Consider the following 16,195-nt stretch of genomic DNA (forward strand, 5'->3'; position numbering starts at 1 on the left):
CCCGCGCGGCCGCCTCGTCCCACCTTTGCCGGAGCGGATCGTCGTCACGCCTTGCATGACGCAATTTCCCATCCCGCCGCCTTCTCATCGTCGACGTCCATGCATAGCATCGGCGCCGCCGCTGTGACGTAAATCACAGCTTCACATCGATAGCGATTCCCGAAGGCCTCCCGGCCCTCGGGATGGAGCCCGTCGGCCTACGTCATGCCCCGTCACCTTGAAGGCGATCCCATGCCAGGGACAAAGTCACCGAACCCCTTCCGTCCGCGTTCACACCGCTATGCGCTGGAGCCGCGCCAGATGTACGACGGTGCCGCGCTCGTGGAAGCGGCCAGCCACCATGTCGATCCCGCGGAAGCGGCGCATGACGGCGGCAAGTTCCATAGCGCCGCCGTGGAACAGCCGGGTCATGCCACGGCGCCGCCGCCGGCGCCCAGCGTCCCTGCGCCGACCCAGGTCTACGTCATCGACCAGAGCGTGGCGAACTGGCAGTCCCTGGTCGCCCAGCTGCCGCCGGGCGGCCAGGTCGTGGTGCTGGACGACAAGTCCTCGGGCCTGACGCAGATCGCCGACGCGCTGCGTGGCGAACACGACATCGCCGCGATCCACATCATCAGCCATGGCGCCAGCGATTCCATTTCGCTGGGTACCGACACGGTCACCGCCGGCAATATCGCCTCCTACGCGAGCCAGCTCGGCGACATCGGCGCCACGCTTTCGACGAACGGCGACATCCTTCTCTACGGTTGCGACGTGTCGCACCAGGACAACGCGCTGGTCACCCAGCTGGGCCGCCTGACCCAGGCCGACGTGGCCTCTTCCACCGATGCCACCGGCGCCGCCGCGCTCGGCGGCGACTGGGTGCTGGAAAGCTCGGTGGGGCACATCGAGACGCGCTCGCTCGCGCTCGACTACGACGGCCTGCTGGTCGCGCCGAGCATCGGCACCACCAGCACCGGCCTCACCGTTTCCGAACCCAGCACGCTCAATGCCGCGGGCGCGGACCGCGGCACGCTCACCGGCTGGTCCATCGTCGACGATGGCGTCGGCGGCGACCGTGTGACCGTCACCGCGGTCGTCGCGGACCCCGCCAAGGGCACCCTGGTCACGGGTACGGCCGCCACGGCGGTCGCCGGCGGCTACCGGTTCACCGGCACCGTCGCCGAGGCCAACGCGTGGCTCAACCAGCTCAGCTTCGTCGCCGCCGACGTCGAACTGGGCAATACCGCCGCGCGCACGACCATCGATGTCACCGTCACCGATGCGCAGTCGCTCTCGGCGACGCGCTCGCTCGATGTCACCATCACGCCTTCGAACGATCCGGTGGCCGTGCCCGATGCCACCAAGACGGTGCTGGAGGTCGGCGCCGGCGACAGCCCGAGCGTCACCGTGATCGGCGCCGACACCCTGGTCGCCTCCGACGCGGAAGTGACCATCGGCACGCAGTCCGCCAGCCAGATCGTCTACAGCCTCACGGCGCTGCCGCAGTACGGTTACCTCACGCTCGACGGCAACCGCCTGGGCGCGGGTTCCGTGTTCACCCAGCAGGACGTGATCGACGGCCGCCTGAGCTACGTGCACACGGCCACCGGCGCGAACCAGGACGCCGCGGATGGCTTCGACGCCCGGGTCAACGACGGTGCGACGCCGCTCGACCGTTCCGCCACCGTCCACGTCAACCTGGCGGTGCAGCCGGTGAACCAGGCACCGACCGTCGGTGGCGCCGGCATGGTCTATGAAGGCCAGCCGGCCAACGCCGTGGACACGGGCAACGTGGGCCAGTACATCGTCGCCGGCAGCGGTGGCGATCCGCAGGACACGGCGCTGCAGGTCACCATCACGGCGCTGCCGACACACGGCACGCTCTATTACAACGGCGTCGCGGTCACGGTCGGCCAGAGCTTCGACTACGCCAACCGCAACCTGCTCACCTATCGCAACGACGGCGTCGACGGCGTCACCCAGGACAGCTACGGCGTGCGCGTCACCGATCTCGGCGGCGGCACCGGCACGCCGGGCAGCGCCGATGGCACGATCGTCCTCGATGTGCATGCCGTGGACGACGATCCCTCGCTGGACGTCGGCAGCACGCGCACGGCTACCGTGACCGCGGGCGGGAACGGCAGCGCGGGCCCGTACTCGGTCGTGCTCACCACGGCCATGCTCGGCGCGACGGATGTCGATTCGCCGGAACAGAACATCAGCTTCGTCACCAGCCAGGCCGGGCTCACCCATGGCTACCTGCTGCTCAACGGCGAGGAGTTGAAGGACGGCGCCACCTTCACCATGGCCGACGTGCGCGCCGGCCGCGTGCAGTACGTGCAGGTGACCGGCGCCACGGCCGGGCAGCAGGATACCTTCCATTTCCAGGTGGTGGACAACACCACCGCGCTGCGCTGGAACGCCGACGGCACCACGTTCACGCGCATCGGTGGCGACTACACCGGTGGCGCCTCCACGGACACCCTGCGCGACTACACCTTCACCATCGCCCTCGCACCGACCCCCGATGGCAACAACGGCGGTTTCCCGGTCCACGATGTGACCACGGGCCAGCAGCAGTCGACCTATGCGGGTGTCGATCCGTCCGGCAACGCCATCGGCAGCGTGTCCGAAGGCGGCGCCATCGTCCTGCACGGTACGACGACGAACGGGCAGCCGACCGACTTCCACGCCATGCCCGGCCTCAGCTACACGGCCGAAGGCGTGGACCCGTCGCAGGTGGTCTACACCTTCCTCGGTTTCACCAGCGACGGCGCGGGCACCGGCACCGCCGGCACGTTGCAGAAGCAGGTGAACGGCACCTGGGTCGACGTCGCCGCCTATGGCACGTTCACCCAGGCCGACCTCGACGCCGGCCGCATCCGTTTCCAGCACGACGGCGCCAGCGAAGACTTCCACGCCACGGCCAACTTCTCGGTGTCCGCCGGCCTGATCACCGTGCAGAACGGCCAGGCGGTCGTGGACAGCTGGAAGCCGTCGTTCGACATCTACGTGACGCCGACCAACGACCTGCCAACGGTCGTCGGCTCGTCCACCACGGTGATCAACGAGGGCGAGATCGCCTATATCACGAAGGACCAGCTCGGCCTTGCCGACCCGGACGACGCCACCAGCGCGAGTTATCTCGAAAACTCGCCGACGCTTCCCGATGGCAGCCCCAACTACGCGTACAACAACGACGCCACGGGCGCCAACGCGCTGAAGTTCGTCATCACCAGCCTGCCTGCGGGCGGCAAGCTGCAATACTCCACCGATGGCGGCGCCAGCTGGCAGGACGTGACCGCGAATACCTTGCTGGATGCGTCCATCATCACCGGCAGCGCGGGCACCACGGGCCTGCGCTTCGTCAGCAACGGCTCGGAAGTGCGCAGCGCCAGTTTCACTGTCGAGGCGCAGGACCGTTGGGGCGCGCGTTCGGCCACGGACGCCACCGTCACGATCCAGATCACCAACGTCAACGACGCGCCGCAGATCGCGAAGGATCCCACCCAGGCCGATCCGTCCGTACCCGTCGACTCGCCGAACAACATCGGCGGCACGCCGGTCAACAATCCGCTCACCGTGGCGGAAGGCGGCTACGCCCAGATCACCACGGCCATGCTCCAGGCCTACGATCCGGACAGCTCGGCCGAGCAGGTGCAGTACACGATCACCGGTGGTCCGGCGCACGGCAAACTGGCGTATTCCACCGACGGCGGCGCGACCTTCCACATCCTCGGTGCGGGTTCCTCCTTCACCCAGGCGGATGTCGCCGCGGGTCGTATCTACTATCTCAACGACGGCACCGAATCCACCGGCGCCAGCTATCCGTCGGCACCGGACGACCGCTTCTTCTTCACCGTCTCCGACGGTGACAAGGAGCAGGCGGGCAACGAGTTCTGGGTCTATACCGATCCCACCAACGATGCGCCGAAGGTCACCGCGCCGGCCGGTCCGGTCGACCTCGACAGCGCGGACCCGCAGTTCAACCCGGTGCCGGGCTTCAGCGTGGCCGATCCGGACCTCACCACCGTCGGCGGCGGCGAGACCGATTACCTGCAGGTCACGGTGCGCCTGCTGCATGCCGACGGCAGCGCGTTCTCGGCCGGTGAATACACCGCCGATGGCGTCACGATCGGTTATGCGGCCGGTGGCGGCGTGGTCGTGGATGGCGACAAGAACGGCGGCGGCGACTATCTCGTGCTGAGCGGCACGCGCGCGCAGGTCAACGCCGCGCTGGCCGGCCTCACCGTGAACTTCGCTGGTGACCGTGACGCGAAGTACCAGGTACAGGTGATCGCGGACGATCGCCTGCGCGACGCCAGCGGCAACCTCGTTGGCGGCGCGAACGGCGGCAACGTGAACCAGCCGGCCACGCCGGGTACCGGCGGTGCGACCACGCCCATCGATGCCACGAACTACGACTGGTACAGCGACGCGGCGCCCACCAACAGCGGCGACATCGCCGCCGCCTCCGTGGTGGTCCGCGCATCCAGCGTGAACGAGCCGGGCACCTTGACCGGTCCCACCAGCGGCACCGTGTACGAAGACCAGGCGACCCACATCGGTGGCGGCTTCGTCGTGGCCGATCCCGAATCGGCCGCGTTTGATACGCCGGTGACGGTGCGCGTGACCGTGCCCACCGGCACGCTCGGCATCGGTGGCAGCGGCAACCAGACCAGCTTCACGCCGAGCGCGCCGGGCAGCCTCGCCGTCACCATCAGTGGCGACAACACCGGTACGCTGGTCCTGACCGGCCGTGCCAGCGATATCCAGGCGTTGCTCAACGACGCGACCAACGGCCTCACCTATCGCAGCGCCGCCAACGTCAACCACGACACGAACGGCGCCGCCGCGGGCGATGTCACCGTCACGCTGCACTTCGACGACACCGGCTCGAAGATCGGTGGCGATACCGGGGCGGGCAGCGTCGCCAACAATCCGGCCGACATCCAGGTCGCGCTCGACATCGTCGCCGTGAACGACGCGCCTACCGTGACGGCGGGCGCGGGCACCGTCTACCTCAACGGCAGCACGGCGGTGGGCGGCTTCGTCGTCGGCGACGTCGATTACACCGATGGTGGCGGGATCACCCAGGGCGAGCAGGATTTCATGCAGGTGACGGTGCGCGTCACCGATGCCGCCGGCAACCCGCTGGCGCAGTCGGCCTACGCGAACATCGTGCTGGGCTCGAGCAACGGCGGCACATCCGGCGCCACGGTGGACGGCACCTACGACGGGACCGATGCCGCGCTGGTCATTCGCGGCACGCGGCAACAGGTGAACGATTATCTCGCCGGCCTGCAGGTGTCGATCGGCGGCGATCTCGCCAATGCCGACCAGTCGTATCGCGTGGAAGTGATCGCGGACGATCGCCTGCGCGACACGGCCAGCGGAAGCCTCGACGGGTCCGGTGCCGCCAATGGCGGCCAGAACGCCGCCGCGAACGGTACCCAGGCGGTGCCGACCACGGCCGTCGATCCGTATGCGGTCGTGCCGGGCGGGCTCACCCAGAACGTGGCCTCCTCGTCTCGCGAGGTGTTCCCGTCTTCGATCAACAACCCGACGGCGATCGGTATCACCGGTCCCAACGGCACCAACGAAAGCGCCGCCGGCCTGTACACGCTCAGTCACATCACCCTGGCCGATCCGGATGCGGGCACGGACAGCATCACCGCCACGGTGACGCTGCAGAACGGCTTCAGCATCCACGACGTCAATGGTTCCACGGCGACCTCCGGCAGCTTTGCGGGTGCCACGTATACCTTCGGCACCGATGGCCAGGGCCGCAGCACCATCACCATCACCGGTTCCATCGACCAGGTGCAATCGGCGATCAACGCGGTGGGCGTGCAGTTGCCGTCGGCGGAAGCGGGCGACAACAACGCGTACTGGAACGGCACCTTCCAGGTGCAGGTGGCCGTGAACGACAACGGCAACCACGGCAGCCGCCCGGACCGGCCGACGCTCGACGGCGATGCCGCATCGAACGCGGGTAGCGATCCCAGCACCGCCGGCGACCAGTACGGTTACGCCGACGGCGAGGCGGGTTCCTCGAACGCCCTCGTCACCACGCGCGTCTTCGATGTCACCGTCAGCAGCCGCACCCAGGTCAGCGAGGCCGGGTTGGCCGACAACAGCGGCAGCCAGGGCGTGGACGGAACCGAAACCTTCGCCCTGTTCAACGGCCTGGACAGCGTGACGATCGGCGATCCGGTCGCGGGCGCGGGTCATTCCGTCACGCTCACGCTGGCGCAGCTGCAGGACATCGCCAACGTGCCGCTCGCCGAGCGCACGATCCAGACCGATCACGGCACCCTGGTCGTGACCGGCTACCTTCCCGGTGCGGATGCGGGCCACGGCACGCTCGTCTACCACTACAGCCTCAACGGTCCCGTGGACCAGCCGGGCGCGACCGGCAGCAGCGAGACGATCGCGATCGCCACGCGTGACAGCGCGGGTTTCACGGACAGCGGCAGCATCACGGTGGATATCGCCGACGACGTGCCCGTCGCGCACGCCGACACGAACACGGTGGACGAAGACGGTGCGCCGGCCACGGGCAATGTCGTGCTCACCGGTGGCGGTGCCGACCATGTGGGTGGCGATGCCACGCCGACGCCGGTGTCCGGCGTGGTGTTCGGCAACGCGGGTGGTCCAGTCAGCGGCAACGTCGGCGCGCCGATCGCGGGGCAATACGGCTCGCTCACGCTCAACGCCGATGGCAGCTACGGCTACACGCTGGATAACGCCAATCCCGTCGTCAACGCCTTGAAGGATGGCGAGACGCGTACCGAGGTCTATACCTACACGATCACCGACGCGGACGGCGATACCAGCACCACGACGTTGACCATCACCATCGTGGGTCATACCGATGGCGGCCCCGCCATCGTGCCGCACGACGGCAACGGCGCCGGCAATGGCGTGAACACCACCGGCGAAACCACGGTGTGGGAGTCGGGCCTGACCCCGAACGGTCCGGCGGGGCAGCCGCGTGACGCGACGGATACCGTCGCCATCTCCGCGCCGGACGGCCTCGTCAGCGTCACCGTGGGTGGAAGGACGCTCACCGCCGCGGAGCTTTCCGCGTTGAGCGCCGGCGCCCCGGTGACCATCGCGACGGCCCACGGCACGCTCGTGCTGACCGGCTTCACCGCGACCGCCGAGATCGGCGGCGTGCCGACCGCGGGCATGCTCACCTATACCTACACCTTGGGCGGATCCATCGCCCAACCCGGCGCGGACCACAGCACCGACGACATCGCCTTGTCCGTCACCGATGCTGGTGGCGGCAGTGCCGCGGGCACCCTCGTGGTCAACATCGTGGACGACGCGCCGACCGCCCGTCCCGATAGCGCCGACATCGGCGAGGACGGCACGGCGGTCGTCAATGGCAACGTCGTCTCCGCGACGGGTCCGGGCGATGTCGCCGATCGCCTCGGTGCCGACGGAATCGCTGCGCCGGTGGCGGGCGTCGCCGCCGGCACGGCAAGCGGCCCCCTCGCCGGCAGCGTCGGCACGGGCGTGGCAGGCCAGTACGGCACGCTCACGCTCAACGCCGACGGCAGCTACGGCTACGCGCTGGATAACGGCAACGCCGCCGTGAACGCCTTGAAGGACGCGCAGACGCTCACCGACGTCTACAGCTACACCATCGTCGACGCGGACGGCGACACCAGCACCACGACGCTCACCATCACCATCCACGGCCATACCGACAGCGCACCGTCGATCGCGCCCGTGGACGGCAACGGTGGCGCGGCGGGTCACGCCACCGTCGTCGAGGCGGGCCTGGTCGATCACGACGGGTCGCAGGTCACCACCGGCAGCATCGAACTGACCGCCGACGATGGGCTCGCCAGCGTGACGGTGGGCGGCACCACGCTCACCACCGCGCAGCTCGCCGCGCTCGGCAGCGGTTCGCCGGTCACCATCACGACGCCGGACGGCACGCTCGTGCTCACCGGCTTCAACCCGACCTCGACCGTCGGCGGCGTCCCCACGGCCGGCATGCTCAGCTACACCTACACGCTGGACCGCGCCGCCTCGCAGCCGGGCACCACCGATAGCACCGAGAACATCGCGCTGACCGTCACCGACGCGGGTGGCGACACGTCGGCGGGAACCCTCGTCGTGAACATCGTCGACGATGTGCCGACGGCCCGCGACGATACGGCGGCCGTCACCGAGAACACCGCCGGCGTCACCGGGTCGGTGCTGGTGAACGACCGCGTCGGTGCCGACGGTACCGCCACGCCGGTCAGCGCGGTCGGCTTCCACGGCACCGCGGGTTCCGTCGGTTCGCCGCTCGGCGGCAGCTACGGCACGCTCACGCTCAACGCCGACGGCAGCTACAGCTACGCGCTCGACAACGACAACCCGGCCGTGAACGCACTGAAGGACGGGCAGACGCTCACCGAAACCTTCACCTACGTCATCACCGATGCCGATGGCGACAGCAGCACCGCGACGCTGACCATCACGATCGGTGGCGTGACCGACGGCAACCCGTCGATCGTCCCCGTGGACCGGGACGGCAACGTCGGCGGCCACGCCGAGGTCGGCGAGCCGGGCCTGGTCGATGGCGGCGGCAGCGACACCACCAGCGGCCATATCGACCTGAGCGCCCTGGACGGCCTCGCCAGCGTCACCGTGGGCGGCACCACGCTCACACCGGAGCAGTTGTCCGCGCTGAGCCCGCAGCATCCGGTCACCATCGTCACGCCGGACGGCACGCTCGTGCTCACCGGCTTCACCGCCACCACGACGGTGAATGGCGTGGCCACGGCGGGTACGCTCGATTACACCTACACGCTCGACCATGCGTTGCAGCAGCCCGGTTCGACGTCCACCAGCGATGTCATCGCGCTGGGCGTCACCGACGTGACCGGTGGCGTGTCCACCGGCAGGCTGGTGGTCGACATCGCCGATGACGTGCCCGTCGCACGCGACGACAGCGCCACCATCGTCCAGGATGCCGGGCAGACCGGCGCCAGTGGCAATGTGTTCACCGGCAAGGGTTCCTCGCACGACGGTTCCGACCGCATCGGTGCCGACGGCCCGGCGGCCGGTGGCCCGCTCACCGGCGTGGTATCGGCCAATCTCGGCACCACGGGAACGATCGGTGGCGGCAGCCGTGGCGAGTTCGGCACGTTGATCCTCAACGCGGACGGCACGTACACGTACCAGCTCGATGTGCGCAACCCGAGGGTGAGTTCGCTGGACGCCAGCCGCACGCTGAGCGAAGTGTTCGTCTACACCATCACGGACGCCGATGGCGATGTAAGCGAAGCACGCCTCACCATCACGATCCAGGGCACGACGCCGCCGATGCAGGCACGTTGGGGCGACCAGATCTTCCCCACCGCCTACGACCGGACCACGCGCGACATCCGCCAGGGTTACGAGCCGGGCCTGTTCGTCCTGCCGGCGGTGGACCAGTCGCAGGGCGACACGATGCGCTGGCACAACCAGTGGATCACGGGCCGCTACGATCCCACCTCGGACCTCGGCGACGCGCCGCTGGACCCGTCGAACACCCAGCACGTGCTGCGTGACGGCGTGGCCTTCTCGCGCCAGTTGCTCGCCGAAGCGCACAGCCGCGCGCGTGTCGCCCTCAACGATTTCGGGCTGGGTTCCAGTGTGTTGTGGGACGACTTCTCGCCGTTCTCGCCCACGCGCATCCATGACCTGGAGAAAACGGTCCAGACCCATGTCGAACGCACGCAGCCCGCAAAGGCCGCGCACGAGGTACCTACCGCCATGCGTGTGCCACCACCGGCGTCCACGCCAGCCGGTGCGCCATCGCTGACGGCACAGATCGCGGCGATGGCCAAGGCCGCCGCCGTGCCGTTGGCCACCGCACCCGCACCCACGCAGCCACGCCACTAATCGCGAACCCGGCGATCCACGCATCGCCGGCCACGTTCACAAGGACCGAATCTCCATGCACCACATCCATGCCATGAAGACCACCACACCGACGACTTTCGCCATGCGCCGCGCGCCGCTGGTCGCCTCGCTGGCCCTCGCCGTGTTCCTTACCGGTTGTGGCGCCGTCAAGCCGAAGCCGCTCACCCACGACGAGGTCGCCACGCGCGTCAAGAACGACCAGCAGGCGATGTACAAGGACCAGGAGCCGATCGGCGCTCCGCTGACCTTGTCCGACGTCATGGCGCGGTCGCTCAAGTACAACCTCGACTATCGGCTCAAACTGATGGAGACCGCGCTGTCGCGCGGCCTGCTCGACGTCTCCCAGCTCGACATGCTGCCCAAGCTGACCGCCGACGCCGGTTACCGCTGGCGCAGCAACGACTCCGGCGGCACCAGCATCGGTATCGAGGACCGCATCGTCAGCCTGCGTCCTTCCACCTCCGAGGAACGCGTGCATTACCTCGCCGACGCCACGCTGTCGTGGGACGTGCTCGACTTCGGCCTGAGCTACTACCGGGCGAAGCAGCAGGCCGACGACGTCAACGTGACCGACGAGCGCCGCCGCAAGGTCTTGCAGAACATCGTGCAGGACGTGCGTGACGCCTACTGGCGCGCGCTGGGTGCGCAGCGCCTCCTCGGCGAGACCCAGACGCTCGCCGACAACATCCAGGCCGCGCTGGAAAAGACCCGCCAGGCCGAGCGTGCGGGCGTGCTGCCGCCGGTCGAAGGGCTGGAATACCAGCGCGCCTTGCTCGACGCCATGACCCTGGTGAACGAGAAGCGCCAGGAGATGGAATTCGCGAGGCGCGAACTCGCCGCCCTGATGAACCTCGCGCCCGGCACGCAGTTCACGCTGGCCGACGCCACCGAGACACGGCTCTCGCAGGTTCCGTCCAACCTCGACCAGCTCGAGCAGACGGCACTGGAACAGCGCCCGGAGCTGCGCGAGGAAGACTATAAGGCGCGCATCGACGCGATCGAAACCAAGAAGCAGATCGCCGCGCTGTTCCCGAACCTCAACCTGTTCGGCGGCATCGGTTACGACTCCAACAGCTACCTGTACAACGAGAACTGGACGCAGGGCGGCATCAGCATGTCGATGAACCTGATCCGCCTCGCCGGGCTGCCCGCGATCAAGCGCACCAACGAAGCGCGGATGAAGGTCGACGACGCCCGCCGCATGGCGCTCAGCATGGCCGTGCTGACCCAGGTGCGCGTTTCCGTGGAGCGCTACAAGCTGGCCGTCTACGATCACCAGCTCGCCCAGGAATCCGCGCAGGTGGACCAGCGCCTCGCGAGCGTGGCCCGCGCCGGTTCCAATAACCAGCTCACCAGCGAGCTGGAAACGCTGCGCACGCAGGCGCGCTCGATGGTCTCGCGCTTCCAGGAAGCGTCCTCCTATGCGGCGGCGCAGTCGGCGTACGGCCGCGTGCTCAACTCCGTTGGCATCGACCTGATGCCCGAGCAGGTCGCGGGCAGCGACGTGCCGACGCTCTCCAAGGCCATCCAGGCCAGCCTGGTCGACGGCGAGAAGCACGTGTTCACGCAATCCGTGGATGCCGTCGCGGTGGACCGGCCGATCCAGCTCAGCGTGACCGGCTTGCCGCCGCGCGTGGATGGCGTGGCGGTGCGCGACGCCGTCGGCAAGGTGATGACCGGCAACCGCCTGGCCCTCGGCAGCGGTGCGGACAGCCTCGCGATGGAACTGCACTACAGCGCCACGCCGAGCAAGGCGGCGACGCGCGCGCAGTGGGACGTGACGGTGCAGGACACGGCCGGCAAGCGCCTGCTGACGCAGAGCTATCGCAGCTTCCTCCCCGATGACGCCAGCACGCGTTCGGTGATCGCCCTGGCCGAAGCCGCGGCGCTCTCGGTGATGGCGGAAGTGCGCCGCCTCGCGGCCGCGCCGGAAACGGCGGCCACGGCCCAGCCATGAAGAACGCGACGATGATTCCGAAGGCGATGACGTTCGCCGCCTTCAGCGCCGTGCTCGCCTGGGGGACGCCTTGCACGGTCGCCGCGCAGGTCCAATCCACGACGGCGGCGTCGACCCAGGCTCCCGTACGCTTCCTCGTGGTGGCCGACCGGGAAAGCCCGTTGTCCGCGGTGGCCGGGGGACGCGTCGCACGCGTGTACGTGCAGTTGGGCGATACCGTCGCGAAGGGCAAGTTGCTGGTCTCGCTCGATTGCAGCGACGTGGATGCCCGGCGCGCGGCTGCCGACGCCGAGTACAAGGCGGCGCAGTTGCGCTACGAGGCGAAGGCGAAGTTGCAGGGCCTGCAATCCGCCGCCGCGCTGGAAGTCGAACTCACCGCCGCCGACGTCAACCGCACGCGCAGCCAGATGCGCATCTTCGACGCGCAACTGGCGCAGTGCCGGTTCGTGGCGCCGTTCGACGGCCGTGTGGCGCGCATCCACGTGAAGGAAGGGCAGGGCGTGTCGCCGGGTGCCCCGGTGATCGAACTGGTCGGTACCGGCACGCCGAAGGCGCGACTGAACGTGCCGTCCAGCTGGATCGGCTGGCTCAAGCCGGGCGCGCACCTGGACGCCGCCGTCGACGAGACCGGCGAACACCACCCTCTCACCGTGACGCGCCTCAGCGGCCGCGTCGACGCGGTCAGCCAGACGATCGAGATCGAGGCCGATTTCGAAGGCGATACGAGCCGTGTCCTGCCGGGCATGAGCGGTCGGGCGACGCCGGCGAAGAGCACCGGGCAGGGCTGAAACGATGAATCCCCAGGACAACCCCGGCGCCAGCGCGTCGTCGCGCTTCTATGCGCTCGCCGCACGCGCCGAGGGTGCCGCGACCGCGACCGAGCTTGGTTTCGTCGCATGCAACGAAACGCGTAGCCTGGTCGACTACCGGCAGGCCGCGTTGCTGGCGACGCCCCCGGGGCGGAGCCCCCGCCTTGCCGCCCATTCCGGGCTGGCCGAGCCCGATCCCAATACGCCTTATGCGCTGTGGTTGTCCGCCGTCGCACGGCGGATCGCTCCGCAGTGTGCCGAGCTGCCCGCCGGTGCCCGCGTCCTGCCGCTTTCGCCCGGCATGCTCGGCGAGGAACTGGCCGCGGAGTGGAGCGAATGGCTGCCGGCGCACGTGTGGGTGCTGCCGCTGATGGGCCCCGATCGCCATGTCGATGCGCTGCTCGTGCTCGCACGGGACCAGGCCTGGCCCACGACGCTCACCCCGGACAGCGCCGAGTTCGCCCTGCTTCAACTCGCCAACCTCTACGGTTATGCCTGGTGGTCGCTGGTCGCGCGGCCCTCGCGCTGGCGGCGCTGGTGGGAAGCGGCCACCAGCGGACGACGCCTGCGCTACGCACTGGCCGTGTTGCTGGTGGTGCTGCTGATCCCCGTGCGCGAATACACGCTCGTTCCCGCCGAGGTGATCTCGACGCGGAGCCAGGTGATCGCTTCGCCGCGCGAGGGCGTGATCCATCGCATGACGGTCCTGCCCAACGCGCCGGTGAAGGCGGGGCAGGTCCTCGCCGAACTGGACGACACGACCCTGCGCAACAAGCTCGCCGTCGCGCAGGCCGAATTGGCCACGGCGAGCGTGGAGATGCACCAGGCCGCGCAACAGGCCATCGAGAACCAGAACGCCAAGGCCGACCTGGGCATGGCCGAGGGCAAGTGGCGCGAGCGCCAGGTGGACGTGGTCTCGTTGCAGCGGGAAGTGGACAAGCTGGCCATCCGCGCGCCGGCCGACGGCGTGTTCGTCTATTCCGATCCGGACGACTGGTCCGGCCGTCCCGTGCAGACCGGTGAGCGCATCGGCCTGCTTGCCGACCCGCATGCGCTGGGCGTGCGCGCGTGGGCCCCGGTGGGCGAGCCGACCAACCTGGCCGAAGGCGCTCCCATGACCGTCTTCCTCAAGGTCGCGCCGCTGGACCCGCTCGACGCGAAGCTCGACTACGCCGGTTACCAGCCGGTGGAGGCGCCCAACGGTGTCGCCAGCTACGTGCTGCGCGGGACGATCGATGGCACGCCGCCCGGTGCGCGTATCGGCCTGCAAGGCACGGCGCGCGTCTCGGGGCGCTGGAGCGTGTTCGGTTACCTGATGCTGCGCCGTCCGCTGGCCGCCGTGCGCGCCTGGTGCGGGCTCTGACGATGTCGGCCGTGCCTGCGATGGCTGCGATGGGTGGCATGGGCGCGCCGCCGCCGTGGCCCGCCTTGCGCGACGAGTTGAACATCCACGCCGCCGGGCGCAATCGCGACGGTTCGCCGGCGTGGCATCTGTCCGATCCCGTGCGCAACCAGTTCTTCCGCATCGGCTGGCTCGAGTTCGAGTTCCTCCAGCATTGGGCGCTGGGCGATCCCCAGCGGATCGCCGAGGCCGTTACCGCCAGCACCACGATGACGCCGGAAGCCGACGACGTGCTGGAGTTCGCGCGTTTCCTGCAACAGCAACAACTCACGCGCGGCGCCATGCCGAAACGGCGGACGTCGGCGCTGCACTGGTTGTTGCAGAACTACCTGTTCATCCGCATTCCGCTGGTGCGCCCGGAACGCTTCCTGCGCCGCACGCTGCCCTTCGTCAGCTGGATGTTCGGCTTGCGATTCCTCGTCGCCACGCTGTTCGCGGCCGTGCTCGGCCTGCTGCTGGCGGCACGCCAGTGGGATGTCGTGCAGGCCAACCTGCGTGGCGCGATGAGCTGGGACGGCGTCGTCGCCTTCGCCGGCGCGCTGGTCTTTTCCAAGTGCTGGCACGAGTTCGGCCATGCCTTCATGGCCACGCGGTTCGGCGTGCGCGTGGGGCACATGGGCGTGGCGTTGCTGGTCATGTGGCCCATGGCGTACACCGATACCGGCGAAAGCTGGAAGCTGGAAGGCTCGCGTCGACGCCTGGCCATCGCGTCGGCCGGCGTCATGGCCGAACTGGTGCTCGCCGCGTGGTGCACGCTCTTGTGGTCGTTCGCGCCGGAAGGCAACTTCAAGAACGCGCTTTTCTTCCTGGGCACCACGGCATGGGTGCTCACGCTGGTGGTCAACGCCAGCCCGTTCATGCGTTTCGACGGCTATTTCATCCTCGCCGACGCGCTGGACTATCCCGGCCTGCACGAGCGCGCGGGGCGCTGGGCGAAGCGTTGGGTGCGCCTGCGCCTGCTCGGCATCGAGGATCCCCGGCCGGACGCGGTCTCGCCGCGCTTCGCCGGCTTCCTCACCGTGTTCGCGTTCGCGACCTGGCTGTACCGGCTGACCCTCTTCGTGGGCATCGCCGTGGTCGTCTACCACGCCTTCTTCAAGGCCCTGGGCCTGATCCTCTTCCTGGTGGAAATCGTGACGTTCGTGGTGAGGCCGATGCTCAACGAAGTACGGATATGGTGGACGCGGCGCGCGGAAATCCGTTGGCCACGCGTGCGCCGGCGCCTGATCGTCCTGGGCGCGGCCGGGCTGGTCGTGCTGGTGCCGTGGTCGGCGAGCATCACCGCCGAGGGCATCGTGGAAGCGGGATTCGAACAGCCGGTGTTCACGCCGTTCGCGGCGAGGATGGAACGCGTGAGCGTCGCCGACGGCACGCATGTCACGGCCGGGCAGTTGCTGTTCGAACTCAGCGCGCCGACACCCGAGGACGAGCGGGCGAAGGCCGATGCGCTGCGCGACGCTTACGAATCCACGGCGCGCGGTGCCATCGCCCTCGACCGCGATGGCGTGGCCAAGCAGGTCGTGGCCGAGCGCATGGCCGACCAGTACGACGTGCAGCGTCGCGCCAGCACCTCGGAACTGCATCGCCTTCGCCTCACGGCCAGCGAGGATGGCATCGTGCGCGACCTCGATCCGGCGTTGCAGGCGGGCAGCTGGGTATCGCCCGGCTCGCGCATCGCGACCGTGGTCGGCGGTACGCGCTGGAGGGCGGAGGTGCTCGTGTCGGAGGCGGACCGGGCCCGGCTCGTTCCCGGCGCTTCGGCGACCGTCTACCGCCACGGCCATTGGCAACCGCTGCATGGCCGCGTGGTGGCGGTGGACGATGGCGCGCTCGAACACCTGCCAAGCCTGCTGTTGGCGAAGAACCACGGTGGACCGATCCCGCTCAATCCGACGGCACCGGCGAAGGAACTGCGCCCGGCGACCGTCTGGTACCGGGTGCGCGTGGAAGGCGAAGGCCTGTCCGCTCCGCTCGACGCCGAACAAGGAGTCAGCGTGCGCATGCAAGGGCGCCGCGAAAGCCTGGCCCGGCGCTGGATCGACAGCGCGTTGCTGATCCTCCTGCAACAGACGGGGCTGGGCAAGGAAGGCTGAGCCGGGTTGTCTTTCCCCGCCTGCGAACCGCTACTAT

The 16,195-nt window shown here is 69.0% G+C and carries 5 protein-coding genes; all 5 read left to right on the forward strand.

Annotated features, from left to right (window positions below):
• The first annotated feature begins 231 nt into the window (after positions 1 to 231).
• The 5 genes from ACR9Y6_RS05310 to ACR9Y6_RS05330 are packed head-to-tail and all read left to right on the forward strand — an operon-like array spanning position 232 to position 16,158.
• On the forward strand, positions 232 to 9,876 hold the full coding sequence (locus tag ACR9Y6_RS05310; RefSeq protein ID WP_481280337.1) for a cadherin-like domain-containing protein: 9,645 nt from the start codon (positions 232 to 234) through the stop codon (positions 9,874 to 9,876).
• Between the two features lie 55 nt (positions 9,877 to 9,931).
• Positions 9,932 to 11,854, forward strand: coding sequence for a TolC family protein (locus ACR9Y6_RS05315; protein WP_481280338.1), 1,923 nt, complete (start codon positions 9,932 to 9,934; stop codon positions 11,852 to 11,854).
• Positions 11,851 to 12,642, forward strand: a complete 792-nt coding sequence (locus tag ACR9Y6_RS05320) for an efflux RND transporter periplasmic adaptor subunit (protein WP_481280339.1) — start codon at positions 11,851 to 11,853, stop codon at positions 12,640 to 12,642. Before ACR9Y6_RS05315 ends, ACR9Y6_RS05320 begins: the two co-directional genes overlap by 4 nt.
• A 4-nt stretch (positions 12,643 to 12,646) precedes the next feature.
• Complete coding sequence (locus ACR9Y6_RS05325; RefSeq protein ID WP_481280340.1) at positions 12,647 to 14,026, forward strand: efflux RND transporter periplasmic adaptor subunit; 1,380 nt, start codon at positions 12,647 to 12,649, stop codon at positions 14,024 to 14,026.
• 2 nt (positions 14,027 to 14,028) lie between these two features.
• Positions 14,029 to 16,158, forward strand: a complete 2,130-nt coding sequence (locus tag ACR9Y6_RS05330; protein ID WP_481280341.1) for a site-2 protease family protein — start codon at positions 14,029 to 14,031, stop codon at positions 16,156 to 16,158.
• The last annotated feature ends 37 nt before the right edge of the window (positions 16,159 to 16,195 follow it).

This window comes from Luteibacter sp. TLI7-4A (genome assembly GCF_056754745.1).

Bases quoted from the DNA above. Each gene is read 5' to 3' on its own strand.
- ACR9Y6_RS05315 (WP_481280338.1), top strand. From the start codon at position 9,932: ATGCACCACATCCATGCCATGAAGACCACCACACCGACGACTTTCGCC.
- ACR9Y6_RS05320 (WP_481280339.1), top strand. From the start codon at position 11,851: ATGAAGAACGCGACGATGATTCCGAAGGCGATGACGTTCGCCGCCTTC.
- ACR9Y6_RS05330 (WP_481280341.1), top strand. From the start codon at position 14,029: ATGTCGGCCGTGCCTGCGATGGCTGCGATGGGTGGCATGGGCGCGCCG.
- ACR9Y6_RS05325 (WP_481280340.1), top strand. From the start codon at position 12,647: ATGAATCCCCAGGACAACCCCGGCGCCAGCGCGTCGTCGCGCTTCTAT.
- ACR9Y6_RS05310 (WP_481280337.1), top strand. From the start codon at position 232: ATGCCAGGGACAAAGTCACCGAACCCCTTCCGTCCGCGTTCACACCGC.